The sequence below is a fragment of the Enterococcus sp. AZ089 genome, from assembly GCF_050547225.1.
Taxonomy (GTDB): Bacteria; Bacillota; Bacilli; order Lactobacillales; family Enterococcaceae; genus Enterococcus_D; species Enterococcus_D entomosocium.
In genome coordinates this window covers 3,048,191-3,073,261 of sequence record NZ_CP172954.1, presented here as the reverse complement: position 1 = coordinate 3,073,261, position 25,071 = coordinate 3,048,191, and the positions used below count along the sequence as shown (strand labels likewise).

Annotated in this window: 30 protein-coding genes and 1 other annotated feature; of the genes, 21 read left to right on the top strand and 9 right to left on the bottom strand. The window is 40.9% G+C overall.

Annotation, left to right across the window (positions count from 1 at the left end):
• Window positions 1-6: 6 nt before the first annotated feature.
• On the bottom strand, window positions 7-762 hold the full coding sequence (dapB, locus tag IGJ01_RS14225) for a 4-hydroxy-tetrahydrodipicolinate reductase (RefSeq protein ID WP_086316561.1): 756 nt from the start codon (window positions 760-762) through the stop codon (window positions 7-9).
• 13 nt (window positions 763-775) lie between these two features.
• Complete coding sequence (gene dapA, locus IGJ01_RS14220; protein WP_008380503.1) at window positions 776-1,657, bottom strand: 4-hydroxy-tetrahydrodipicolinate synthase; 882 nt, start codon at window positions 1,655-1,657, stop codon at window positions 776-778.
• Window positions 1,658-1,879: 222 nt separating this feature from the next.
• Between dapA and IGJ01_RS14215 the strand changes: the two genes are divergently transcribed.
• The 8 genes from IGJ01_RS14215 (at window position 1,880) to IGJ01_RS14180 (ending at window position 9,474) form a co-directional block, all read left to right on the top strand.
• Window positions 1,880-3,049 (top strand): M20 metallopeptidase family protein, encoded by a 1,170-nt coding sequence (locus IGJ01_RS14215; RefSeq protein ID WP_016621702.1) that lies wholly within the window; start codon window positions 1,880-1,882, stop codon window positions 3,047-3,049.
• Between the two features lie 4 nt (window positions 3,050-3,053).
• The gene (lysA, locus tag IGJ01_RS14210) at window positions 3,054-4,370 is read left to right on the top strand and encodes a diaminopimelate decarboxylase (protein WP_005233959.1); all 1,317 of its coding nucleotides are present in this window, start codon (window positions 3,054-3,056) and stop codon (window positions 4,368-4,370) included.
• A 23-nt stretch (window positions 4,371-4,393) separates the two neighbouring features.
• A complete protein-coding gene (gene dapF / locus IGJ01_RS14205; RefSeq protein WP_194188192.1) occupies window positions 4,394-5,227 on the top strand; it encodes a diaminopimelate epimerase in 834 nt (277 codons plus the stop codon).
• A 93-nt stretch (window positions 5,228-5,320) separates the two neighbouring features.
• Window positions 5,321-5,555 (top strand) — a binding site (T-box leader).
• Between the two features lie 50 nt (window positions 5,556-5,605).
• Window positions 5,606-6,463, top strand: a complete 858-nt coding sequence (locus IGJ01_RS14200; protein WP_087664615.1) for a MetQ/NlpA family ABC transporter substrate-binding protein — start codon at window positions 5,606-5,608, stop codon at window positions 6,461-6,463.
• A 17-nt stretch (window positions 6,464-6,480) separates the two neighbouring features.
• On the top strand, window positions 6,481-7,506 hold the full coding sequence (locus IGJ01_RS14195) for a methionine ABC transporter ATP-binding protein (protein ID WP_142437699.1): 1,026 nt from the start codon (window positions 6,481-6,483) through the stop codon (window positions 7,504-7,506).
• Entirely contained in the window at window positions 7,499-8,158 is a 660-nt protein-coding gene (locus IGJ01_RS14190; protein WP_005233963.1) for a methionine ABC transporter permease, read from the top strand. Before IGJ01_RS14195 ends, IGJ01_RS14190 begins: the two co-directional genes overlap by 8 nt.
• A gap of 181 nt (window positions 8,159-8,339) precedes the next feature.
• A complete protein-coding gene (locus IGJ01_RS14185) occupies window positions 8,340-8,672 on the top strand; it encodes a zinc ribbon domain-containing protein YjdM (protein WP_005228268.1) in 333 nt (110 codons plus the stop codon).
• Between the two features lie 94 nt (window positions 8,673-8,766).
• A complete protein-coding gene (locus IGJ01_RS14180; protein WP_016612795.1) occupies window positions 8,767-9,474 on the top strand; it encodes a zinc metallopeptidase in 708 nt (235 codons plus the stop codon).
• A 55-nt stretch (window positions 9,475-9,529) separates the two neighbouring features.
• Here the strand turns inward: IGJ01_RS14180 and IGJ01_RS14175 are convergent, their stop codons facing one another.
• Window positions 9,530-10,210, bottom strand: coding sequence for a hypothetical protein (locus tag IGJ01_RS14175; protein ID WP_008380519.1), 681 nt, complete (start codon window positions 10,208-10,210; stop codon window positions 9,530-9,532).
• A 748-nt stretch (window positions 10,211-10,958) separates the two neighbouring features.
• Between IGJ01_RS14175 and IGJ01_RS14170 the strand changes: the two genes are divergently transcribed.
• Window positions 10,959-12,566, top strand: a complete 1,608-nt coding sequence (locus tag IGJ01_RS14170) for a CTP synthase (RefSeq protein ID WP_008380521.1) — start codon at window positions 10,959-10,961, stop codon at window positions 12,564-12,566.
• A 265-nt stretch (window positions 12,567-12,831) separates the two neighbouring features.
• Here IGJ01_RS14170 and IGJ01_RS14165 read toward each other — a convergent pair whose 3' ends face one another.
• Complete coding sequence (locus IGJ01_RS14165; protein WP_005228292.1) at window positions 12,832-13,287, bottom strand: YehR family lipoprotein; 456 nt, start codon at window positions 13,285-13,287, stop codon at window positions 12,832-12,834.
• Window positions 13,288-13,655: 368 nt separating this feature from the next.
• Here IGJ01_RS14165 and IGJ01_RS14160 point away from each other — a divergent pair, with 368 nt between their 5' ends.
• From IGJ01_RS14160 to IGJ01_RS14145, 4 genes are all read left to right on the top strand, one after another.
• Window positions 13,656-14,525 carry a class II fructose-bisphosphate aldolase gene (locus tag IGJ01_RS14160; protein WP_005228297.1) on the top strand — a complete coding sequence of 290 codons (870 nt, stop codon included), beginning with the start codon at window positions 13,656-13,658 and terminating at the stop codon, window positions 14,523-14,525.
• 173 nt (window positions 14,526-14,698) lie between these two features.
• Entirely contained in the window at window positions 14,699-15,958 is a 1,260-nt protein-coding gene (locus IGJ01_RS14155; RefSeq protein WP_005233977.1) for a UDP-N-acetylglucosamine 1-carboxyvinyltransferase, read from the top strand.
• Between the two features lie 2 nt (window positions 15,959-15,960).
• Window positions 15,961-17,256, top strand: a complete 1,296-nt coding sequence (gene rho / locus IGJ01_RS14150) for a transcription termination factor Rho (RefSeq protein WP_430601203.1) — start codon at window positions 15,961-15,963, stop codon at window positions 17,254-17,256.
• Between the two features lie 99 nt (window positions 17,257-17,355).
• Window positions 17,356-17,619, top strand: a complete 264-nt coding sequence (locus IGJ01_RS14145; RefSeq protein ID WP_005233979.1) for a type B 50S ribosomal protein L31 — start codon at window positions 17,356-17,358, stop codon at window positions 17,617-17,619.
• Window positions 17,620-17,690: 71 nt separating this feature from the next.
• Here IGJ01_RS14145 and IGJ01_RS14140 read toward each other — a convergent pair whose 3' ends face one another.
• The 5 genes from IGJ01_RS14140 to IGJ01_RS14120 all read right to left on the bottom strand — a co-directional run bounded on the left by IGJ01_RS14140 (window position 17,691) and on the right by IGJ01_RS14120 (window position 21,314).
• Window positions 17,691-18,890, bottom strand: coding sequence for a site-specific integrase (locus IGJ01_RS14140; protein WP_142967294.1), 1,200 nt, complete (start codon window positions 18,888-18,890; stop codon window positions 17,691-17,693).
• Between the two features lie 143 nt (window positions 18,891-19,033).
• On the bottom strand, window positions 19,034-19,414 hold the full coding sequence (locus IGJ01_RS14135; RefSeq protein WP_196044485.1) for a PH domain-containing protein: 381 nt from the start codon (window positions 19,412-19,414) through the stop codon (window positions 19,034-19,036).
• 17 nt (window positions 19,415-19,431) lie between these two features.
• Window positions 19,432-20,319 carry a hypothetical protein gene (locus IGJ01_RS14130; protein WP_142967293.1) on the bottom strand — a complete coding sequence of 296 codons (888 nt, stop codon included), beginning with the start codon at window positions 20,317-20,319 and terminating at the stop codon, window positions 19,432-19,434.
• Window positions 20,320-20,409: 90 nt separating this feature from the next.
• Window positions 20,410-20,886 carry an ImmA/IrrE family metallo-endopeptidase gene (locus IGJ01_RS14125; protein WP_142967292.1) on the bottom strand — a complete coding sequence of 159 codons (477 nt, stop codon included), beginning with the start codon at window positions 20,884-20,886 and terminating at the stop codon, window positions 20,410-20,412.
• Window positions 20,887-20,894: 8 nt separating this feature from the next.
• On the bottom strand, window positions 20,895-21,314 hold the full coding sequence (locus tag IGJ01_RS14120) for a helix-turn-helix domain-containing protein (protein WP_142967291.1): 420 nt from the start codon (window positions 21,312-21,314) through the stop codon (window positions 20,895-20,897).
• Window positions 21,315-21,478: 164 nt separating this feature from the next.
• Here IGJ01_RS14120 and IGJ01_RS14115 point away from each other — a divergent pair, with 164 nt between their 5' ends.
• From IGJ01_RS14115 to IGJ01_RS14080, 8 genes are all read left to right on the top strand, one after another.
• On the top strand, window positions 21,479-21,721 hold the full coding sequence (locus IGJ01_RS14115) for a helix-turn-helix domain-containing protein (protein ID WP_185953271.1): 243 nt from the start codon (window positions 21,479-21,481) through the stop codon (window positions 21,719-21,721).
• Between the two features lie 25 nt (window positions 21,722-21,746).
• Window positions 21,747-22,025 carry a helix-turn-helix domain-containing protein gene (locus tag IGJ01_RS14110; RefSeq protein ID WP_142967290.1) on the top strand — a complete coding sequence of 93 codons (279 nt, stop codon included), beginning with the start codon at window positions 21,747-21,749 and terminating at the stop codon, window positions 22,023-22,025.
• Window positions 22,026-22,258: 233 nt separating this feature from the next.
• Window positions 22,259-22,396 carry a hypothetical protein gene (locus IGJ01_RS14105; RefSeq protein ID WP_005233987.1) on the top strand — a complete coding sequence of 46 codons (138 nt, stop codon included), beginning with the start codon at window positions 22,259-22,261 and terminating at the stop codon, window positions 22,394-22,396.
• Between the two features lie 4 nt (window positions 22,397-22,400).
• A complete protein-coding gene (locus tag IGJ01_RS14100; protein WP_087627986.1) occupies window positions 22,401-22,655 on the top strand; it encodes a hypothetical protein in 255 nt (84 codons plus the stop codon).
• On the top strand, window positions 22,648-22,941 hold the full coding sequence (locus IGJ01_RS14095) for a hypothetical protein (RefSeq protein ID WP_430601202.1): 294 nt from the start codon (window positions 22,648-22,650) through the stop codon (window positions 22,939-22,941). The genes IGJ01_RS14100 and IGJ01_RS14095 overlap by 8 nt, the downstream gene beginning before the upstream one ends.
• 406 nt (window positions 22,942-23,347) lie before the next feature.
• Complete coding sequence (locus IGJ01_RS14090; RefSeq protein ID WP_366950364.1) at window positions 23,348-24,172, top strand: rolling circle replication-associated protein; 825 nt, start codon at window positions 23,348-23,350, stop codon at window positions 24,170-24,172.
• A gap of 14 nt (window positions 24,173-24,186) precedes the next feature.
• The gene (locus IGJ01_RS14085; RefSeq protein ID WP_420657121.1) at window positions 24,187-24,594 is read left to right on the top strand and encodes a hypothetical protein; all 408 of its coding nucleotides are present in this window, start codon (window positions 24,187-24,189) and stop codon (window positions 24,592-24,594) included.
• Window positions 24,569-25,069 carry a Holliday junction resolvase RecU gene (locus IGJ01_RS14080; RefSeq protein WP_420315338.1) on the top strand — a complete coding sequence of 167 codons (501 nt, stop codon included), beginning with the start codon at window positions 24,569-24,571 and terminating at the stop codon, window positions 25,067-25,069. The genes IGJ01_RS14085 and IGJ01_RS14080 overlap by 26 nt, the downstream gene beginning before the upstream one ends.
• The last annotated feature ends 2 nt before the right edge of the window (window positions 25,070-25,071 follow it).

Below are 25,071 nucleotides of genomic sequence, written 5' to 3'. Positions count from 1 at the left end.
CCACCTTTACTTGTCGATTAGATTTTGCATGGAATAAAAACCGGCTGGTTGATCGGCTAAAAATTCCGCTGCTTTTAGCGCACCATTGGCGAAGATTTCGCGGGAGAGCGCAGTGTGTTTTAATTCAATGATTTCATCCTGCCCAGCATAGATGACAATGTGTTCCCCAGGGATCGTTCCGCCGCGAACGGCATGGATGCCCATCTGCTTGCGGTCATTTACTAGATCACTGCCTTCACGCCCGTAGAGATACTCTTTTTTTGTTTCGCAGCTGTCATTGATACTATCTGCCAACAGCAAAGCTGTACCGCTTGGTGCATCAAGTTTTTGATTATGATGCTTTTCGATGATCTCAATGTCAAAGTCAGCTTCTAATGCGGGGGTGATACTTTGTAGTGCTTTGATCAGTACATTGATCCCCAACGACATATTGGCAGAATAGAAAACCGGAATCACTTTAGCAGCCAACGGCAGCATCATCTGCGTGTCTTCCGTCAAACCAGTTGTAGCAACCACGATTGGCAGCTGCTGTTCGACACAATAGTTCAACAAGGCAGGGACATTGCTATAATGAGAAAAATCAATCACCAAATCGATCGGCTGCGTGATTTTTTCTGGACGATCATAGATCGGAAACGGACCATCTAACTGCTCGGTACGATCCAAGCCGGCGGCCACTTCTAACTGAGGGTGCTTTGCGATCAGGATTTGCAACACTTTGCCCATGCGACCGTTTGCACCGCTTAATAAAATTTGTTTCACCAAAAACTCCTCCTTACAGCAATCCGTAATTGGTCATTTCTTCTTCTAAATGAACGAGAGTCGCATCTTCTGGGACACCCAAAGGCAAACGATAATGCAATTCACATTTGCCTAGCAAGGAGACCGCTGCTTTGATCGGCACAGGATTTACTTCACTGAAAATCGCATCGATCAACGGTTTTTGTCGCAACTGCTCTTTGATAGCTGCTTTTACATCACCATTTAAGAAATCAGCAACGAGTTGTGCCGTTTGTTTCGGAGCGATATTGCCGATCGTTGAAATCACGCCAGAGCCACCTAAAGCTAAAATTGGGGTTACTTGATCGTCATTTCCTGAATAGATCGCAAAGTCATCATCCGCAAGACGAGCGATTTCTGCGATTTGCGAAATGTCACCGCTGGCCTCTTTGATTCCTTTGATATTAGGGATTTTTTTTAGTTCTGCCACGGCTTCAGGTGTTAAATTTAAGCCGGTTCTTGAGCTGACGGAGTATAAGATCACTGGCAGCTCAACGCTTTGACAGATTGCTTCATAGTGAGCGACTAAACTTTTCTTGGTCGCTTTGTTGTAGTAGGGTGTTACAACCAATAATGCGTCAGCACCAACGCGCTGTGCTTCTTTTGAAAGATGGATCCCATGTTGGGTGTTGTTGGAGCCTGTTCCGCCGATGACGGGGATTCGACCAGCAACTTGTTTTACCACCGCTTCGATCACCGCGATATGTTCTTCATCGTCTAACGTGGATGCTTCACCGGTCGTACCGCATGCAATGATTGCATTCGTTCCTTGCTGCACATGCCACTCCGCTAACTCCTTCAGCTTATCGAAATCCACCGAACCATCTTGAAGCATAGGGGTGATCAACGCAACGCCAGAACCTTTGAATATTGTCAAACTACGACACATCCTTTCAACCAATTTATTTTTCGTAACTCTACGTATAAGTGTACCAAAACGAGGGGTAAATTTTTCAATAAAAATCGAAACATTTCGACAATTTATACTATAGATTATTCGAATTATATACTATAATATTAAACAATATCAATGAAAAACTGAATATTCGCTGGTTTTTATGGATATTTTTAAAAGGAATGTATAGAAAGGTGTTTTAACATGCAAGTATCGCAAGCAGTCAAAGAATTAACCGAAGACGTGGTTCGTTTTCGTCGTGAATTACATACAATCCCTGAATTAGGGTTAACTGAGTTCAAAACAAAGGAATACTTGCTGCGTCAGTTGCAATCCTTTGGGATCAAAGAAATCTATCCAGTGATTGAAACCGGCTTGATTGCTGTCTTTCGCAGCAATCGCCCAGGAAAGACGCTGGCCTTTCGAACGGATATCGATGCACTGCCGATCAAAGAAGAGACCGGTGTTTCCTTTGTTTCCAAACATGAAGGAAAAATGCACGCCTGCGGTCATGATGGCCATATGGCAACGATGCTAGGGTTTGCCAAATACTTAGCGACGCATCCTGAAGTGATTCGTGGAACGATCGTTTTGATTTTCCAACCAGCCGAGGAAAGCCCCGGTGGCGCTCAACTGATGATCGATGAAGGCATCTTACGAGATTTTGGCGTGGAAAAAATCGTGGGGCTGCATGTCTTCCCAGACTTTCCCGAAGGAGTCATTGCGAGTCGGAAAGGTCCGATGATGGCCCGTAACGGCGAGATCAATCTAACGATCAACGGTACGAGTGCCCATGGTGCCCAGCCTCATCAAGGGCATGATGCCATTTTAGCTGCGGCTGCGATCATTCAAGGATTGCATTCGATCATTTCACGCAATATCAGCCCGCTTTCTGCTGGGGTCATCACTTTTGGGAAGATCCATGGGGGAGATGCGGAAAATATCATTCCCGGCAAGGTCGTTTTAAAAGGAACGATGCGGGCGTTTGAAGATGAAGTCTATGAAACGATGACGCGCAGAATCACCACTGTCGCACAAGAAATCGCCAAAGGATATGATTGCACGGCGGATGTTGAATTCGAACATCTTTATCGTGTCGTGGACAATGATCCTGAGATGGTGGAAGTATTGGAAAAAGTGGTCGGGGAGAGCTACCGAGAAACACCGCCATATATGTTGGCAGAGGATTTTTCGATGTACCAAAAGGAGATCCCAGGCGTCTTTTTCTTTGTGGGTACCCGAAATGAAGAAAAAGGCTATGTCCACCCTTTACACAGCAGCAAAATGAATTTTGACGAAAAAAATCTATTGCAAGGCATCGAATGCTACGTTCGTTTGATCGAGGCGTTGAACGAGCCGACAGACAAGGAGTAAAGCGATGGCAAAAGAAATCAAGAACAATCACTTATACATTGACGGTTGCGATACCGTTGAGCTGGCAAAAACCTTTGGAACCCCCCTTTACGTGTATTCCGTTTCGGAGATTCGCGAAGAATGCCAAAAGATTCAGGCGCAGTTTTTGACGCGCTACAGCAAGACACGAGCAGCATATGCCGCTAAAGCTTTCTGTACTACAGCGATGCTGCAAGTGATCAAGTCAGAAGGACTTTCATTAGACGTGGTTAGCGGTGGGGAGCTGTATACAGCGATCCAAGCTGATTTTCCAGCAGAACACATCGAGTTTAACGGCAATAACAAATCCATTGAAGAATTAGCAGCCGCCCTTGATTATGGCGTGGGACGGATCATCGTTGATGGCATTCAAGAAGTCGGCTTGATCCGCGCGTTATGTCAAGAAAAGCAAGTCGTTGCTAAAATCTTGTTGCGCATCACACCCGAGGTTTCGGTCAGCACCCATCAATTTATCTCGACCGGACAAAAAGATTCAAAATTCGGGATTCCTTTAGATGAAGAAATCTTATTTCCATTAGTGGAAGAAGTGATTCAAGCACCTGAATTGGATTTCTATGGCCTGCATTTTCATGTCGGCAGTCAATTGTCGGACAATCGCTCACATCTAGCGGCAGTTGATGCGGCTTTGGCCCTTGTCCAAACCATTCATGAACGTTTTGATTATTGGATCAAAGAACTAAATGTTGGCGGCGGCTTTGGCGTTCGATACACAGATGCAGATATTCGCCAACCCTACAGCTACTTTTTAGATCCTGTGATGGAAAAAATCGACGCCTTTTATGCGCAGCACCAGAGCGAACGTCCGACCATCGTTATTGAACCCGGTCGCAGTATCGTCGCAGAAGCAGGTATCAGTTTGCACACCATCGGCAGTATCAAGACATTGCCGGGAATCAGAACATACGCCAGCATTGACGGTGGCATGACAGACAATATTCGTCCTGGTCTTTATCAGGCAACTTACACTGGGATCTTAGCCAACCGCGCTTCCGAAGCAGCGACACAGAAGATCACCATTTCTGGTAAAGCTTGTGAGAGCACAGACATCTTAGTAAAAGATCTTGCATTACCGCCCGTTGAAACTGGGGATCTGTTTGCTACGTTCGCAACAGGAGCTTACGGCTATTCGATGGCCAGCAGCTACAATAATTTACAGATACCCGCAGTCGTCTTTGTGGAAAATGGCCAAGCGGAATTAGCCGTTAAACGCCAGTCCTACGAGCAAATGCTGCAAAATGAAGTGGTTCCTTCGTTTCTAAAAGAAGAAGCTTCCAGCAAGTAAAATTTTGAAAAGCAGGTGACAACATGACGATTCCTTATACAAAAATGCAAGGTGCGGGGAATGATTTTATCGTAATCGATAACCGCACATTGAAATTCTCCCATGAACAACTGTCGCAATTTGCTGCTCAAGTTTGCCATCGGAAATTTTCTGTCGGTGCGGATGCAGTCATGGCAGTGGATTTCCCCACAGGAACCGCTGATTTTCGGATGCGGTTTTACAATGCTGATGGGACCGAAGCAGAAATGTGCGGCAACGGCGCTCGCTGTATTGCCCGTTATGCCTTTGAGAAGGGAATTGCTGGCGAGCAGATGACCATCGAAACAGTTGCTGGCGATGTCCCCGCATGGCGCTTGTCGGCAAAACACTACAAAGTAACCTTGAACCCACCAACCGTGACAACGTTTGATCAAGCGTACCCGAATCCAATGGTTTCTTTCGTGGACTATGTGGAATTGGGTGATCCAGGAATCCCTCATGCGGTGGTTCACTATCCTGGTCTGGCAGAAACTGAGTTGGAACAGCTGGCTGAACTTGCCAAAGAGATACGCTATTGGGAGGTTTTCCCCAAAGGGGCGAATGTCAATTTCTATGAAGAAGATGACAAGGGTGATCTGATCGTTCGCACGTATGAACGAGGGGTGGAAGGTTTTACCTATGCGTGCGGCACAGGTTCTGGTGCCACTGCGTATGTCGTGACCAAACGTCAACAGCAAGCGGCAGCGAATGTCTTGCTGCACGTGTTAGGGGGCGAGTTAACGGTAGAAGTTGACGTTGATCAGGGCGCATTAGAATTGATCGGCGATGCGGTTATGGTCTCTGAAGGCTTGATTCTAGATGAGAATTTGACTCTGTAAACACTGTGAAAGTTATTGCAAAAAGATGATATTTTCGTGAAAAAAAGAATTGACATTCATTTGAGGCTATCGTATAGTTAAACACAAATTAAAAAACACGCGATGATAAGAAGAGTAAGTCAGTTTCGATTGGATCAGAGAGCTCGGATTGGTGAGAAAGAGCACAGCCGTTTGACTGAAGATGGCCTTGGAGCGTTTGGACGTGAGCAAAAGCAAGCGTGCAGCGGGATTGCCCGTTACAGCAAAGCAGTTGATAAACTGATAAGGTTGGCTGATTGTGCCAATGAATCAAAGGTGGTACCACGAACAAGGTTGTTTCGTCCTTTCTCTATGATGGAGAAAGGACGTTTTTTTATTATAAAAAGGGGGAACAAAAAAATGAAACAGTTGAAAAAGGGAGTCGTTGGATTAGTTGCTGCTGCTGTCTTAATTACATTGGCAGCTTGTGGCAATACTAGCAGCACAGGGGATACACAGTCCGGTGAAAACAGTGTAAATGCAGTGGAAGAAAAAGTCGTTGGAGTGGCGCCGGGACCATACGGGGACATGGTGACAGAGGTGATTTCTCCATTACTGGAAGAAAAAGGGTATCAACTTACGACCAAAGTGTTTAATGATTATATTCAGCCGAACAATGCCTTGGCGAATGGCCAAATCGATGCCAATTTGTTTCAGCATACGGCCTATCTAGAAAAATTTTCGGCAGATAACCAGTTATCTCTTACGGCATTACAAAAAGTGCCCACACTGGGAATGGGCATCTATTCGAAGCAACTGTCCAGCTTGGATGAGTTAGCAGACGGGGCGACTGTTTCGATTGCCAATGATGCCTCAAATTTAGCTCGGACCTTGCAACTGTTAGCTGCCAATGAGTTGATCACCATCGCAGACAATATCGACGAAACGAAGGCAACGGTGAATGATATCGAAGAAAATCCGAAGAATCTGACATTTAAAGAATTAGACGCAGCCCAATTGGCTCGTTCGTTAGATACAGTTGATTTAGCTTTAGTACCAGGAAACTTCGCTTGGGCGGCTTCTCTTGATCCTGCAGATGCTTTGGCGTTGGAGTCATTGAAAGAAGAATATAAAAATGTCTTTGTGGTGTCCTCCGAAGAAGAAGACAGTGATTTTGCTAAGGCAGTTACGGAAGTATTAGAAAGTGATGCATTTAAAGAAGCGATTGCCGAATCACCGTTCAGCAACTTTGATCAACCGAAATTTTGGACTGAGTAAGAAGAAGGGCATATCCTATGGCAAAAATAGAAGTAAAACAAGTATCAGTGACATTCACTCATAAAAAACAAATCAAAAAAGCAGTGGATTCCGTTGATTTTTCCGTTCAAGCTGGAGAAGTATACGGGATCGTCGGATTGAGCGGGGCTGGGAAAAGTACCTTGGTTCGTACGTTGAATCTACTGCAGGTGCCCTCTAGCGGTCAAATTCTGATTGATGGTCAAGACATCACGCAAGCCAAAGGCAAACACTTGCGTGAAGTACGACAAAAAATCGGGATGATCTTTCAGCATTTCAATCTGATCCATAATCGAACCATCAAGGAAAATTTAGCCTTTGCTTTGCGCGCTGGGCATTATCCGAAAGATCAGCAAGAAGCGAGGATCAAGGAACTGTTGGAAATGGTGGATCTGCCTCACAAAATTCACGAGTATCCGAATAATTTGTCTGGGGGAGAAAAGCAACGGATCGGCATTGCACGAGCGATTGCCAACGAACCTGAGATTTTGTTGTGTGACGAAGCTACCAGTGCGTTAGATGTTGAAACGACTGAAGAAATTTTGAAATTATTGATCCGAATCAAGGAACAGACAGGCATCACCATCGTCTTTATCACCCATGAATTGGATGTTGCTCGCAAGTTTTTTGATCGGGTAGCAGTGATGGAAAAGGGTCGCATCGTTGAAGAACAAACGACCTACGGCTTGTTCAGTCAGCCTAAACAGCCTATTACAAAAAAACTGGTAGGTCGCTACTTGGATCTGACGCTTCCCGAGGAGATTCTAGCATCCTTCACTGAAGGCGACTTGCTGGAATTGCGCTATCAAGGTGAGTATACGTTAGAACCGCTGATTTCGACTGTAGCTAAAGCCTACGATGTGTCGATCAATATTATCCACGGGAAAATTGAGTATATCAAAAAAGATGTGATCGGTATTTTATATATCTATTTGACCGGACCCGCCGAAGAAGCAGCAAAAGCCCGAGCACACTTGGCTGCGAACGTCTTTTCTTTAAGAAAGATAGGTGAAGAAAATGGCTGATACGCTTGAGATTTTAAAAACAAACCTGCCCCAAGCACTATGGGAAACATTCTTCATGGTGGGAACTTCAGCAATTATAGGAGTAGTTTTCGGCTTATTGATTGGATTAGTCCTGTTTTTAGTCGGCAGTAACCTTTTTCATAAAAATGTTTTCTTGCATCATCTGGCCGATTTTGTCGTCAATGCAATCCGTTCGCTACCATTTTTGATCTTATTGATTACGTTGATTCCGTTATCAGCGGTGCTGATCGGTGATCCTTATACCCCGGCGGGCGGAGCGATTGCTTTATCGATTGCCGCGATTCCTTTTTACGCCCGAATCGCTGAATCCGCATTTGCCGAAATCGACTATGGCGTCCTTGAAGCTAGTGTCGCTTCCGGAGCATCGACGGGGCAAGTTATTCGCGAAGTGATTTTACCAGAAAGTCTGCCAGCTTTGATTCGCGGATTTGTGTTAACTTTGATCAGTCTTTTAGGCTACTCGGCGATGGTGGGAACGATTGGCGCAGGCGGCATTGGCGATTTAGCGATTCAGTATGGTTATTATCGCTATGAAACGGCGATTTTGATTGTGGTGATTCTCTTGTTGATCCTTTTGGTACAACTCATCCAATGGATCGGCGATGCTTGTGCAAATTATTTCTCGAAATAAAAATGAATTCTGTGTAGTTCCTTTTCGGATACACGTGAATTATCGCTTCTGTTATTACTCTACAGAAGCGATTTTTTTGCTTATCGGTCACTGATTTTTGGTTGCGCCACTAGTGGTTTTTCGGTATGCTGATGGTGAGTTGTTTTTTACAGCGAAAATTATATTTTAAAGGAGCAACATTATGACTCAAATTCCTAACTGTCCAAATTGCCAATCTGAATACGCTTATGAAGATCGCGGGCTGTTTGTTTGTCCTGAATGCGGAAACGAATGGCAAGAGCAACAAGCGGCGGAAGAAGCACCCGTATACAAAGATGCCAATGGCAATATTTTAGTAGATGGTGATACAGTGACAGTCATCAAAGACTTGAAAGTCAAAGGCGCATCTGGCGCCATCAAACAAGGAACGAAAGTGAAAAACATCAAATTAGTCGAAGGCGACCACAACATTGATTGCAAGATCGATGGCTTCGGCGCGATGAAACTAAAATCAGAATTTGTAAAAAAAGGTTAAAAACAAAATCTTCCAGTCATCTTCATAATTTTTTCACCACTTTAATGGTAAAATAAGGTCAAAGATTAAAAGGGGGAATTTTATCGTGTATGGTATGGGCGGATACGGGTTCGGCTTTTTTTATGACCCGACTTTCATTCTCGTAATTATCGGTATGGTGATATCGCTAGCAGCGTCAGCGTACGTCAAAAGTACCTTTAACAAATATGACAAAGTCAGAAGTAAAAATAATATTACCGGCACAAAAGCGGCGCAGTACATCTTGCAGAGCCAAGGAATCAATAATGTTGGTGTGCAAGCGATCGCTGGTGATTTGACGGATAATTACAATTCTGGCAACAAAATGCTGAGTTTATCACAATCCACCGCACAATCAACTTCGGTAGCAGCAATCGGTGTTGCAGCCCATGAGTGTGGTCACGCAGTCCAAGATGCCAAAGGTTATTTTCCTTTGCGTTTGCGTCATGCGATCGTGCCGATCGCCAATATCGGAACTAGCATCTCGATCCCGTTGATTTTGATCGGGGTACTGTTACGAGGCTCGTTTCTGATCAACTTAGGTTTGTTGGCTTTCTCATTGGCGTTTATTTTCCAATTAGTGACCTTGCCAGTCGAGTTCGATGCCTCAAAACGGGCGATCCGTATTTTGGCAGATGGTGGCTTGTTAACAGAAGAGGAAGTGCCACAAGCGAGAAGAGTGCTCTTTGCCGCAGCGTTGACCTATGTCGCAGCTGCCGTAGCAACCTTATTGCAGCTCTTACGTTTGATTATTTTATTCGGTAATAACAACCGTCGGAATTAATCGACAGTATGACAGAAAAAAGACCAGCTCAGCATCCTGAACTGGTCTTTTTTCGTTATTCTACTATTAAGTAAACGTAATAGACGTTTTCAACGCTTTTTAAATTTTCTTCAGATAGATTGTTTTCCATTTCAGCATATAGTTTGACGTCACCGCCCTTGGCAATATAAAGCAATGGAATTTCTTGTTTTTTCTCAATGTTAAGCTCGTTATTGGGGATACTAGTGCTAGCTCCAGTGGGAGATAAACTATCTTCTCCAAGGGACGTATAGTGGAATTTAGATAAGTCGGTCATTGTATTTGATGAGGAACCATTTGAAAATAAATCAACGAAGAGGAGAGAATCGCTCTTAGTAATTCCTATGTTCAAATAGCCATTATAATCACTTCTTGGCTCTGTTATCAGGGAAGCGACTATTTTGTGTTCTTTTATCTCCCCTTTTTGATAATAATCAAAGTAAACCGTCATGGACTCAGCCACTGTGTTAAATTTCAGTTGTGAGCCAAAATCCAACAATAAACTAGAAAGGTCCATAGGGTTCTCTAGCTGAACAAGGTGATTATTGGGGACGCCAGCTACTTTTTTACTAGGGAAAGGACTGTAATTATAGTAATAACAATAAAGCATGGTAGGTAGCCCTATCACGAGCAAGAATGCGAAAAAAATCTGTAAAGGATTTCGAGACCGGATTAGTGTCTTGACAGTATCTGGTGCTTTTTGGTTTTTAGCAGTCATTGTCTTCTTCCTCCAAAATTGTGGCTTCTATAGAATCTCTTTTGGGAGACAATAGAATTTGATTGTTTCCTTATCGGTTAATGATTACCGGAAGATACCACAAAAAAATAATTTAAATATATATCTATAATCTCAAAGATAACCAAAAAGCGCAATCAAATTTTGATATTTATTGAGGGCACTCCTTATTGGGGAAAAATCATTCAGAGCACATTACTTGGCAGACAAAAATAGCAGAATAGTTAGCTCTATCCTGCAAAAGAAAAATTATCTTAGCGTAGAAGGCAGGAATCGAACCTGCACCTCGTCTTTGCCAAAAATAACCAGAAATACGTTCCGATCATTTTTACCAAAACGAGTAAAGCGCCAGACTTCATCTACACTTTGTATTATGCCAAAGAGAGTTCAACGATTTCGTAAGAAGCAATGAAAAAATTGCAAAAAGTTGTGCAGAAAACATGAAGGTTGTTTAAGAAAGAGTAACCTTAGAATGCCGGCGTGAAAAAGGAGGAACCAGCTGCATCGAAGCGTAAAGCGCTTCGTTTGGAAACCTCCGTTTTTTCTGAAAAAATCAGATAAAGTTTTCTTGACATTTGTGAGGTGAGAATGTATCATTCTGTTTGGGCACTCTTTACAAGAGTCAGAAAGTGATTTAGAATTTTCGCTCCCTATTCATTTATGGATAGGGAGCTTTTATTATTTTCTAAATGCTTTTCCTGTAAAATAGATTAAAGGAGTTTTTCAGTTTATGACAAAATATATTTTTGTAACCGGCGGTGTGGTTTCTTCTATTGGTAAAGGGATCGTAGCAGCATCATTAGGACGTTTGTTGAAAAATCGTGGCTTGAAAGTAACCATTCAAAAATTCGATCCGTACATCAACGTCGATCCAGGAACGATGAGCCCATATCAACATGGTGAAGTATTCGTAACCGATGATGGAGCAGAGACCGACTTAGACTTAGGTCACTATGAACGCTTTATCGATATCAATTTGAACAAATACTCAAATGTAACAACTGGAAAAATCTATTCAGAAGTTTTGCGGAAAGAGCGTAAAGGAGAATACTTAGGCGCGACTGTTCAAGTGATCCCGCACATCACCAACGAGATCAAAGAAAAAATCATGCGGGCAGCCAAAATGACTGATTCAGATGTGATCATCACAGAAGTCGGCGGAACAGTAGGGGATATTGAATCATTGCCGTTTCTAGAAGCTTTGCGTCAAATGAAGGCAGACGTAGGTGCGGACAACGTGATGTACATCCATACGACGCTGATTCCTTATTTGAAAGCAGCAGGCGAAATGAAAACAAAGCCGACCCAACATAGTGTGAAGGAACTGCGCGGCTTAGGGATTCAACCAAATATCTTGGTCGTTCGGACAGAACAACCTGTAGGACAATCAACAAAAAACAAATTGGCACAATTCTGTGACGTGGCACCAGAAGCCGTGATCGAATCTCGTGACGTTGAGACCCTGTATTCGATCCCATTGGCACTGCAAGCGCAAGGCATGGATCAAATCGTGTGTGATCATTTGAAACTGACTGCACCAGTTGCTGACATGACTGAATGGCAAGCATTGGAAGAAAAGGTGCTGAATTTGAAGAAAAAAGTACGCATCGCGTTAGTTGGAAAATATGTGGAATTGCCAGATGCTTATCTATCAGTTGTCGAAGCCTTGAAACATTCTGGTTTTGCCTTTGATGCAGACATCGAGATCGATTGGATCAAAGCCCAAGAAATCACACGAGAAAACGTGGATTCTTACTTAGGTGAAGTAGACGGTATTCTTGTTCCTGGTGGATTCGGTGATCGCGGGATTGAAGGAAAAATCGAAGCGATCCGATATGCTCGGGAAAACGATGTGCCATTCTTAGGGATTTGTCTAGGGATGCAAATGGCTTGTGTGGAATATGCCCGCAATGTCGTTGGCTTGGAAAATGCCAATTCCGCAGAAACAGATCCTGAAACAGCCAACAACATCATTGACTTGATGGCTGACCAAGAAAACATCGAAAACTTAGGTGGAACATTGCGTTTAGGCTTGTATCCATGTAAAGTGAAAAAAGGCACCAAAACAGCTGCAGCTTATGATGGGGAGGAAGTTGTTCAAGAACGTCACCGTCATCGTTATGAATTCAACAACAAATACCGTGAAATCTTTGAAGCAAACGGGATGGTTTTCTCAGGTGTGTCACCAGACAATCGTTTGGTTGAGATCGTTGAGATCCCAGAAAACAAATTCTTCGTGGGTTGCCAATTCCACCCAGAATTGATTTCTCGTCCAACTCGCCCACAACGCTTGATCAAAGCCTTTGTTGGAGCTTCATTAGACAACCGCCAAGCATAATAATCGCTAGCGGCAAAATCAAGCAATGAATGTGCGAAACTCCTCATCTCAAGATGGGGAGTTTTTTTGAGTTGTGCGATCCCAGTAATCCGTAAAAGGTTGAAACTTGCTTGAGCGTTGGTAGAAGCTATCCCTTTTTGCACACAAAAAAACTTCCGTCAAAGCGACCGGAAGTTTCTGACTGATGCATTATTTTTTTCGCTAACAGTTCGAATGAAATCCGCCAGCGGAAAACCCATGTTGATTTGCTGGTGCCTAGAGAGGATTATTCTTTTAGCTTATACCCTTGGTCTAAGAGCATTTCCTCTGTACGTTCCATGCTGATCCCATTTTCAGTGTTTCCTTCGAAACTAACCCCAGGCAATTGTTTCGCTGAATCATAATCCAACTCATCATAATTGATGGTCAAGGATTCAGTCGCTTCACTATCTGTATAGTCGAGGGAATAGTCCAACCCTTTGACTTGCTGATACTTCTTAGCGATCGGATCAAGCACGGTTTGTGCTTCTTCTTTAGTCGTTACCCCGATCGCTGAATACGGCATGACATTGTTCGCAGTCTGAGTTTTTACTTTATCGCCTTCATAAGTGAAGACCAGTTCCATCGAAACCCCATTTTGATCCATTGTGAATGTTTTGGTTTCTTCCTTGGCCCCCGAGCTACAGCTTGCCAAGAAAAGAACTCCGATGACTGCCAAAAATCCAATAAGCGCTTTTTTCATTTTATCCCTCCTTTTTTACATAATAATATAGCCGCTTTCACAAGGCTATTCTTATGCTCAAAAGAGAAGAGGAAAGGATTTGCTGGAAGATTATGATAAAATAACGAAAAAATATGTGAAATTTTTCTCGAATTTTCACATGCCGATTTGTTATCTAACGACCGTAGACAGAAGAGAAAAACCTTACAGAATCGTAGACTTTCAGAAAAGATGATGAAAATGCTGGATTTTTATATTTGTGCAATCTTTTTTTGAAAAGAGAAATTCCTCTTTTTAGTAGCAAATACCGCAAATCTTTGCTAAAATAGCATTGTCGGTTAAGCATTGCTTAACAAATAAAGTTTTTCAAAACTTAGGAGGAATTTTTTATGCCAGTAGTATCAGGAGCTGAATTCTTAAAAGCTGCTCGTCAAGGCGGATATGCAGTCGGCGGATTCAACACAAACAACTTAGAATGGACACAAGCGATTTTAAAAGCTGCTGAAGCGAAAAAAGCGCCAGTTCTAATCCAAACTTCAATGGGTGCTGCCAAATATATGGGCGGATACAAAGTTGCTAAAGACATCGTTACAAACTTGGTTGATTCAATGAACATCACTGTTCCAGTTGCAATCCACTTAGACCATGGTGATTACGATGCAGCAATGGAATGTATCGAAGTTGGTTACACTTCTGTTATGTTTGATGGCTCTCACTTACCATTTGAAGAAAACTTGAAATTGGCTAAAGAAGTTGTCGAAAAAGCACACGCAAAAGGCGTTTCTGTTGAGTGTGAAGTTGGTTCAATCGGCGGAGAAGAAGATGGAATCATCGGTTCTGGCGAATTAGCTGACATCGAAGAATGTAAACAAATGGTTGCAACTGGTATTGATTACCTAGCTTGCGGAATTGGTAACATTCACGGTCAATACCCTGAAAACTGGAAAGGCCTTGCTTTTGACCACTTACAAGCAATCGCTGATGCAGTAGGTTCTGATGTACCATTAGTATTACACGGTGGTTCTGGTATTCCTCAAGACCAAATCGAAAAAGCAATCTCAATGGGTGTTTCTAAAGTAAACGTAAATACTGAATTCCAATTATCATTTGCTAAAGCAACTCGTGAATACATCGAAGCTGGCAAAGATAAAGAAGGCAAAGGATTCGACCCTCGTAAATTATTAGCACCAGGTGTTGCTGCAATCGTTAAAGATGCAGAAGAACACATCGACTGGTTCGGTTCAGCTGGTAAAGCTTAATCTTAATCAAAGATCAAAACTCTTAGAATCACTGATTCTAAGAGTTTTTTTGTTTTCTAAGAAAATATTCTTGATGCGGGGATCAAAAATATACTGCATCTTTTTTCTTTGTGTAATCTGTGCTAAAATTGGAATGATACACATAAATTAAAAAAGAGTATAGGTGGAATTCAATGAAAAAAATTGTCATCAACGGCAATCGTCCCTTAAAAGGTGAAGTCACCATTAGCGGCGCAAAAAACAGTGCAGTCGCATTGATCCCGGCAGCGATCTTAGCTGATTCACCGGTCATTTTAGAAGGAGTGCCCGACATCCAAGATGTGCACTCATTAATTGAGATTATCGAAATTATGGGCGTGAAGACCCATTTTGAAAACAATACGCTAGAGATCGATCCAACCAATATCGTTTCGATCCCGATGCCTAACGGAAAAATCAATAGTCTACGGGCTTCGTATTATTTCATGGGGGCATTATTGGCGAAGTTTGGTGAAGGCGTCGTTGGGTTGCCTGGCGGCTGTTTCTTAGGCCCGCGACCAATCGATTTGCATATCAAAGGCTTCGAAGCACTTGGCGCAAAAGTCACCAACGAGCATGGCGCCATGTATTTGCGTACCGAAGAAGAAGGCTTGACTGGCGAACGGATTTTCTTAGATATGGTCTCCATCGGAGCAACAATCAATGTAATGCTGGCAGCAGTAAGAGCCAAAGGTAAAACGATCATTGAAAATGCTGCACGGGAACCTGAGATCATTGATGTCGCGACCCTTTTAAATAATATGGGAGCGAAAATTAGAGGTGCAGGTACCAATGAAATTCGTATCGAAGGTGTGGAAGAACTGCACGGTTGTCGTCATTCTATTATTCCAGACCGAATCGAAGCAGGAACCTATCTTTCTTTAGCCGCAGCAGCGGGTGAAGGCATTACAGTCAAAAATGTGATTTATGAGCATCTAGAAAGCTACATTGCGAAATTGGAAGAAATCGGTGTGCGAATGGATATCAGCGAAGATGAAATCTATGTGCATCCCTCAAAAGAGTTGAAACCAGCGACTGTGAAAACTTATCCTTATCCGGGATTTGCCACAGACCTGCAACAGCCGATCACACCATTATTGCTAAAAGCAAAGGGAACATCGGAGATTATGGACACGATTTATGCCAAACGGGTCAACCATATTCCTGAATTAGCACGGATGGGCGCACAAGCAACGACAGAAGGCAACATGATTTTTGTCAGCGGACCGAGCCAATTGCACGGAGCAGAAGTTGTCGCTTCTGATTTGCGGGCAGGGGCTTGTCTAGTTATTGCCGGATTGATGGCGACTGGCACGACTAGCGTCTTTAATGTCGAGTACATTTTGCGCGGCTATGATCATATCATCGAAAAACTAACGGCTCTTGGAGCTGATATTCAAATGATAGAGGAGTAATTATGAGCGATTATCTTACGATGGCAGAGTTGGAAAACAAAACCTTAAAAGAGATCTACACCTTTGCCAAAGAGTTTCGAATTCCTTATTACAGCCAAATGAATAAAAAAGAATTGTCATTGGCTGTGATACGGGCGCAGGCGGAAAAACAAGGCTTCTTTTATATGGAAGGAATCTTGGATATCGTAGGCCAAGAAGGCTATGGTTTTTTACGTCCAATCAACTATGGACCGAGTGCAGAAGATATCTATATTTCTTCTTCACAGATTCGTCGGTTTAGTTTGCGTAATGGCGATAAAGTCGCCGGTAAGGCGCGCCCGCCTAAGGAATCTGAACGCTATTATGGATTGATGCACGTTGAGTCTGTTAACGGCAAAGATCCAGAAGATGCCAAAGAGCGCCCGCATTTTCCAGCGCTGACGCCCCTTTATCCGAACCGTCATTTAAAATTAGAAACAACGTCAGGACGTCTTTCGACTCGGATGATCGATATGCTGGCGCCAGTGGGTTTTGGTCAACGAGGACTGATCGTTGCCCCGCCTAAAGCTGGGAAAACCAGTATATTGAAAGAAATTGCCAATGGGATTACGGACAACTATCCTGAGGTGGAATTGATCGTACTTTTGATCGACGAGCGTCCAGAAGAAGTAACTGATCTAGAACGTAGTGTCAAGGGTGACGTGGTTTCTTCAACCTTTGACCTACAGCCTAGCAATCATACCCGTGTTTCAGAATTGGTACTAGAACGGGCGATGCGCTTGGTGGAAGACAAGCGTGATGTCGTGATTTTGATGGATAGTATCACTCGTTTGGCGAGAGCTTATAACTTAGTCGTTCCTCCAAGCGGACGTACACTAAGCGGCGGGATCGATCCAGCTGCTTTGTACAAACCGAAGAAATTCTTTGGCGCTGCCCGTAATATTGAAGAAGGCGGCAGTTTGACGATTCTTGCCACCGCACTGGTGGATACCGGCAGCCGCATGGATGATGTCATCTATGAAGAGTTTAAAGGAACCGGCAATATGGAGCTGCAGCTTTCTCGCAGCTTAGCAGAACGTCGGATCTTCCCAGCGATCGACATCAAGAAATCTGGTACCCGTAAAGAGGAATTGCTGATGAGCAGCGAGCAATTGGAAGAAACCTGGCGCTTACGCAACAACATGTTGGGGGATTCCTTGGAGTTCACAGAACAATTCATTCAATTCTTGCGTAAAACAAAGAACAATGAAGAGTTTTTAGCGGCTTTTCATGATGTCCATTTCGGAGACAAACGGCAAAAAAGAAATATAAAAAGATAATTGCATCTAAAAACCAAACATGGTAAGATAGTCATGTTGTAAAATCGACAAATCAACTCTGGTGAAGCAAATGAGCCAGGGCAAAGGAGAGAAGAAGAAATGAAACAAGATATCCATCCAGATTATCATCCAGTTGTATTCATGGACTCAACTACTGGTTTCAAATTCTTATCAGGTTCTACAAAGAATTCTCAAGAAACTGTTGAGTGGGAAGACGGCAACACGTATCCATTGATCCGTGTCGAAGTAACTTCTGATTCACATCCATTCTACACTGGACGTCAAAAATTCACACAAGCAGACGGACGTGTGGACCGTTTCAACAAAAAATACGGTCTCAAAGACACAAACGCTGCAGAATAAGACAAACATTGTCCAAGGGCTGTCTCATCAGCTTTCTAGAGGTTTTCCTATTTATAGGGAAATCTCTTTTTTTACATTTGACTACCCCTTTGACTACCCCTAGTATTTTTATCTGGATCTGGGCTGCCGTTTGCCATGAAGTTTGCAAAGTCATGAGCAGTTTTTTCTTTTCTTTGTTCAGTTACGTGAGCATATATGTTCATAGTAGTTTTAATATCAGTATGGCCCATTCGTTCCTGCACGTCTTTTATTGAAACACCTGCTTCAAATAGTAAACTACAGTGAGTATGTCTAAATCCGTGGACAGTCATTTTAGGCAAATTATTTTCTTTCAGGATTTTCGAAAGATTATGGTTCAGGTAATCTAGATAAAGCGGTTTGTTTTCAGTAGAAGGGAAGAGCAATTGACCTTGAGATAATGAGTTTATGCCAAACTGAAAAAGAAATTTTTGTTGGTGTAATTTCCATTTTTTTATCAGACCCAGCGTCTCATCATCCAAAGAGATAGTACGAATACTTTTTCTTGTCTTCGGCGGCTGAAAAACTAACTCCCAATTCTGAATAGTTGCTAGTGTTTGTTTAACGGTAAGAGTTTTCTTAACGAAATCAATATCTTTCCAACGTAATGCATGCAATTCTCCTTTGCGGAGACCCGTATAACCAAGAATGCGAAACATCACAAATAATTGTTCTGAATAGTTTTCTTTTACCACCGACAAAAAAGTAAGCAACTGTTCACGATCATAGAAAGGAGCGATGTAGTCCTCTTCATCTACTTTTTGCTGTTTCTTAGGTCGAATTACACCATCCATTGGATTATTATTGAGTAACCGGATATTGATAGCATAATTGAATACTGATGTCGTGATACCGATTAAGTTGGAGTATTTTTTATAGTAACTAAACCAATGATTTACCTGTTTTTGACAAAATTGAATAGTAATCTTACTCATTCGGATATGACCAAATAAAGGGAGAATGTGTTTGTCTATCGCAACTTTTTGAATAGTGTAAGTACTAGCCTTTACTGTGTTTTTATATTGCTCTAACCACATATTGCATACTTCTTCAAATGTTTTTGTTGTTTCAGTGATGAAATCAGGTTCTTTTGATTCTAGTTGTAAACGAGCAAGTGCAAGCTTTGCCTCTTGCTGTGTTTTAAACCCTCGTTTCGTTGTTCGTTTCTTTTTACCAGAAATAGGGTCAACGCCTAAGTATATCTGAAACATATAGGCGGTAGATCCATCTTTCTTCTTATACTTTTTTATCATTATTTATCGTCCTTTCTTGCCCGCCAGCATGTAGAACGAGGTGGCATCACTCCTTTCAATTTGGTATAATTATGTACAACAAATAAACATCAGTTTTTTGTTAGCACGCTCCTTGTCTGCCAAGAAAGAGGGGCGTGTTTGTTTTATTTCAGTATAGCAGTGGCTAGCGCTTGCTGAATTTGAGTAATACTTTTATCTTTTTTGAACTGGAGGCTTTGAGCAGGCTCAACAGCACCTGAAATCCAAATCTTCAATTCTGCATCTAAATCAAAATGCCCAGCTGTTTCTACGCTAAACCTTGAGATACTTTTATAAGGAAACGTTTTGTAATCTACTTTTTTTCCTGTTATACCTTGTTTATCTACTACAATTAGGCGATAGTCGGTAAACACAATCAAGTCCCTAACTAATTTGAAAGCTAAATCAATATTTTCATCAGGCATAAGAACAGCTGACAACTCTTTTTTTACCTCTTCATGTTTTATGTCGGTTGCATTGCCAAGTATACCATCAAATAATCCCATTTCATTTTCTCCTTTATTTAGTTATTCATTTCAAAAGAATCCACCACTACAGCAGGAACTGTAATTTCTCCACCTAAAGCAGAAGTATAAGTATATTCTCCAAAAGATACTCCACGAATAGTAATATAGTCATCTTCTAAAAGTCGATTATTCGAAAGCTGATCTTCGGATATTTCAATTAAAATTACTTGATCATAATTATCATCTATAGCAAATCTGAATTGTGATTGATCATCACCTTTAATAACTTGAATAATCCTTCCAGAAAACTTAACTTTTTCTGCTAAATATGTGTCTGGATTACGAGCGAGATTTTCAAACGTAACACCAGTATCGTAACTAGCTTTTTCTTCTTCAGCAGCTTTTTTTGCAGCTTCTTCAGCTTCTTTTTTCTTTTTCTCAGCGGCTTCTTTTTCAGCTTGTTCTTTTGCAGCTGCATCTTCAGCAGCTTTTTTCTCAGCTTCAGCTTTTTGTTTTTCTTGCTCTTTTCGTTTCGCTTCAACTTCATCAGCTGCCTTTTGAAGCTCAGCTTTAGATTTTATGGATACCTTTTCATTTGTGGTGCCATCTGTTAATTCAAAATCCTGAGTTTCTGTTTCAGGTAAGGGAACAGTGATGCTAAAGCTTCCATCTTCACTAGGTGTTATTTCTTTTACTAGTTCGCCACTTGTTGTAATTGTAACAGTCTTTTGTGGATCTGCTTTTCCAGCTAAATGAAAATTGTTGTTTTCTAAATAATAAGCAGGACGTGATACATAGAGTGCTATTGATTCTGTCGTACTTTCAGAAGTGCTGTTTTCAGAACTTTTGATTGTGCTACTATTTTCTGTTGTAGTTTTTGCATTTGAAGTACATGCGCCCAAAAACATTGTAGAAAGTAATAACCCTATTACTACTTTTTTCATTTCTTTTCCTCATTTCTTTGATATAATAATTTTGTAATGTCTCAGAAATGAGCTAGCCTATTAGAAGTAGCCGCTTCTATAGGCTCTTTTTTATCCAAATACTTTTAGAGATTCAACAAAGATAAATTCATAGTCAAATGTAAACTTAAAGTTACGATGGTAATGATATTTTCCATACTTATTGAAGTAATGAATGAGAGTATCTTCAAAGAATTCTGGTGTTACATTTAGGTGTTCACTGCATTCATAAATATTATTACAACCATTTAAAGCACAATCTAAAAGATCATCTAAAGTTATTAATAGTTCAATTCCATATCTTCTAGCCTTCCATTCTTCCTTCCAAGCATCAGGATCTTTATAATTAAGAATATTTCCAATGGATCTTTTATGATGCCCGAATTCTTCAGCCAAGACAACTTTCTTTTTTCTATTTGATTTAGTTTTGTCTAAGTAGATACGGTTATTTCTATAAAGACCAGTATATCCAGTATCCTCTTCTAATGTTAACTCGATAACTGGTACTTCTGTATTAACTTTATCTAAAAGGTTTTCAAAATCATTCATACACAACCCTACTTACCATCAAAATTTTTATCAGCCTCATCAAGATATCTATTAAGATCCTCAAATTCTTTTTTAGTTATTTTTTTATTAGGATCATCCGAATGAGCGGCTATAGTAAAAATCTCCTTATTCTGTTCGTTAAGTTTAAACTTGGCAAAGTTATAAACCTCATCTTGCTTTTGAATATCTAATTGGTTATATATGTTCAATAATTTATCTTGAGGTTTTTCTGTCCATCCCATTAAATATCCGGGAGTTGTATCTAGAGAGATCGCTAACTTTTCAAGTACTTCGGTAGGAAGTTTCTCTATTTCCCCTTTTTCATAACGGAAGATGGTAGATCTTGAAACACCTAATTTAGATGCCAAGTAATCAGCATTATATCCTAGTTCCTTCCTTCTCTGCTTAATTCTTTCTCCCACTTCCATTTGAATACCTCCATAAGTTTTCTTTAAATAAATATTATCAGATGTGTTGCAAAAATGCAACTTATTAATCGCATAAATGCAACAAATGTGTTGACAAATATTTTTGTCGCTTGTATTATAAAAGTGTGAGTTGCATTAATGCGACAAAAATAGGAGGTGAAAACATGCCAGTTGATGTTGAAAGATTGGATGAAATTATCGAACAAAGGAACACAAAGCAAAGAGTAGCCGAGTTAATTGGTGTAAATAGAAGTACTTTCTATAGAAAATTAAAAGGTGAGGGGAAAGGTTTTTCTGTAGAAGAAGCTCAGAAGATCACAGCAGTTGTTCCATTATCTGGAGAAGAAGCAGTTCAAATTTTTTTTGGTAAAAAAGTCGCAAAAACGCTACAAAAAGAACATAATTAATCTAATATAAAGTGAGGTGATTAATTTGGCAATCATTTCAGCACCAATAGAAATACCAGAATCATTTGGGGAAGAATTAGCAGCAGTTATTGCTGCTAAGGTTCTTCAAAAGGTAGGAGAATCGATCAAAGCTGAAGACCTTCCACCATATCCAACGAAGAAGCAGGTGAAACAAATTCTCCGGATTGGTGAAGAACGGATTAACGAATGGATCATTGAGGGATTACCACAAATACCTTTTGGTAAGGAAACCAGATTTGACCGTGATGATATAAAAAGATTTCTAAACAATAAAAAAATCTAATGCCCGCCAGCATGAAGAAACAGGAGGAATCAAATGAAATACACATTATCCCAAGAACTATTGATACATGAGCTTACAAAAGAAAAGATCAGATGCATACATGATTAACTTAATGATCGGAAAAGACCGTTAACAGAAACACAACGAGACTTATCGACTCGAGAACTTTGGAGCTGTCAGGAGTTGATTTATCAGAATCGATTGAATCGACAAATTGAATTGAGGTGATAAGAATGAGTAAAAAATGGTTAGCTACGCTCCATGACAATCCATTGTATAAAGCACGTCAATTACAAGGAATTGCTTATGCCAGCTTATTGTTAAACGGTATTTTGTTAGCTATTTGTTTCCTATTAATGATTGGAGGGTAACTAGATGTTTAAAGAAAGAGAAATTATTTTCACTACTAATCGAATGTATGTTAAGCCATACACTCAAAAAATTAAGTCGATTATCTGGAATAAGTTTGAATCGACATGTGAAGTAGAGGATCGTTCATTTGATAGTGATGAGACACCAACGATTGCGTTATATTTTGTTGTTTCAGATGACCAGTTTCAAAAGTTACAAATGGCCATCCCTAAGTTGCTACCGGATTTAGTAAGTAAAGGAGGAATTCAATATGAATAACGACAAGTTAGCCCTAACGTTAGCCGATAAGTTGATGGCAAAAGTCAACAGTTTGCTAGATGCAGAAGTTCGAACAATTACTGCCGATTTACAGGACACACAAAAGGATATTGAAGCAAAACGCACGATTTCAATAAAGGTTGGAATCAAAGTCACTAGTGATAATCGAGGAATTACCATCGATGCAGAATCAAATCATGGATTACCGAAACGAGAATTGGAACCAGTTGTTTATCCAATTGATGTCAATAATTCTGGACAGATAAATTTGTTCGAAGATGAGTGAAAGCTGCAGGTGATGTAGATGTTATCAAAGGCGATCGATTACTTGGAAAAAATGCCTGCAATTGTCATGCAGGTTCGTATGAGGAAACGTGGAAAGAATTATGTATACAGTATTGAAGCGAAAACTGAGCGAGGCAGAGTAGAGACGTTTCAGCTGCGTGGAAGGACATTGTATCATCATATTTTTCATCTTGGAAAACCAACCGAAGAAAAGGTTCTTTTCCAGTTTTCAGAACAATAAAAAAGCCGCCAAATTGGCGACTTCTGAGAATGGTATTTCTTATCTCCGACAAGATAAGTATACCATCCTCAGACTATTTTTGCAAAAAACGCTGCTATTTCGGCGTTTTATCGTCCTTGTATTAGATACTAACTTAACGGACGTAGAAAATTCTGGGGTGTTTGTCATGAAGAAATCATTTGTTAGAGAACGCAGAGTGGAAGCAGGACCATATATAGAAATCCGACTTTACAGTAGGACGATCGAGCAGGAACGAAAATGCAGAGAACCCAGAGGTAGGAGAAAAAAAGTCACTGGTTTATCTCAAGCAAGATGGAATCAAGCCCAAAGTAAAAGAAAGGCTGCATTGTTTCTATATGCAAATTTTGGAGAGAAAGATTACTATGCCACGTTCACTTATTCCGATCAATTTCTACCTGAAAAGCCTGCTGATGCCAAGCGTGATCAAGAAAACACTTTGAAAAAACTAAAAAGACTCTATGAGAAAGAAGGGGTCGAACTCAAGTACATGTGGTTTACCTCGTATCAATACGATGAGGAAGTAGGCTATATCACTCGAATCCATCACCATATCGTTTTAAACAATGGTCCATCAAGGGATGCAATCGAGAGTGTTTGGTCTAAAGGGCGAGGTAAGAAGAAGCAGCCTCTTGGTCGAAGGCAAGTGCAAAACATTCAATACGATTCAGATGGAATGCAAGGCTTGGTCAATTATTTAACTGGTCAAGAGAAATGGGAAAATCGCCAGTGGAAGAAAGGTCAAAAGCGATGGTCCAAGAGTCGAAACCTTAAAGAACCACACGAAACAACGAATGATGATTATTGGTCATTTAGAAAACTAAATAAATTAGGTATGTCCAATGATGATGGAGCAGAGGAAATTCTTAAGAGGTTTCCTCAATACCGAATTTTAGGAGATATATTGAAAATTTACGATGAGGATCGTGGATGGTATTTCAAAATCGAACTGTTCAGAAATGATGATGGATAGAGAAAGAGGTAGAAATGGAAAGTAAACAAACGTATCTCGTCGCCTGCTTTGATAAATCAGATTGTATCGACATGATGCAGGAAGTTTTTTTGATATTAAACATTGATGATCAAAACAAAGGGAAATTTTCTCCATGTATTAAAACATTGGAAATCAAATCAGAAGAAAAGGAAATCCGATTTCTTCAAAATCAGCAAATTTGCGATGCTGCATCAAACAAGTTAAATGATCAGTCAGCATATACAGGAATAGTTAAGAGTGATCGGTATTCACAATTCGTTTGCTTTGAAGATAAAGCAAACTATGAGCGCATTTACCGCAGAATATTAGATACATTTGGACAAAACGACAAAGAAGGATTTATTACTGAACTAATGCAGAAAGTAGGTAGAAATGATGTCTTCAAGAAATTTCCAAAATAGAGTCAACAATGATTTGGGCGATATCTTTGAAAAAATGATTGATCAAGGATGCTGGTACTACAGAACAAAAGAAATAGCTTTAATTGAAAAAACGCCTGAACCGTTTCGTGTGAAGCAGATACTCGGCGATGGCAGAATGATCGTTTATCCGATCGGGAAAGCTCAACCAGATTATAAAGGCACTCTTTGGGATGGACGTGCCATTGTTTTTGAAGCAAAGATGACTACAACGGATCGATTAAAAAAATCAGTGATCACACAAAATCAAGAGGCCTTGTTGGATCTCCATCAAAAATTAGGAGCGATGGCAGGTGTTTGCTGCATGATCAAAAAGACCGTTGGGTTTATCCCATGGAGTGAGTGGCAGAACATGAAAGCAAAATATGGCCGTCAGTACATTCTTGAAGAAGAGTTGGAAGAATATCAGGTTGCTACGCCGGGCTACATCGATTTTCTGAATAAAACGAATTGGTGATC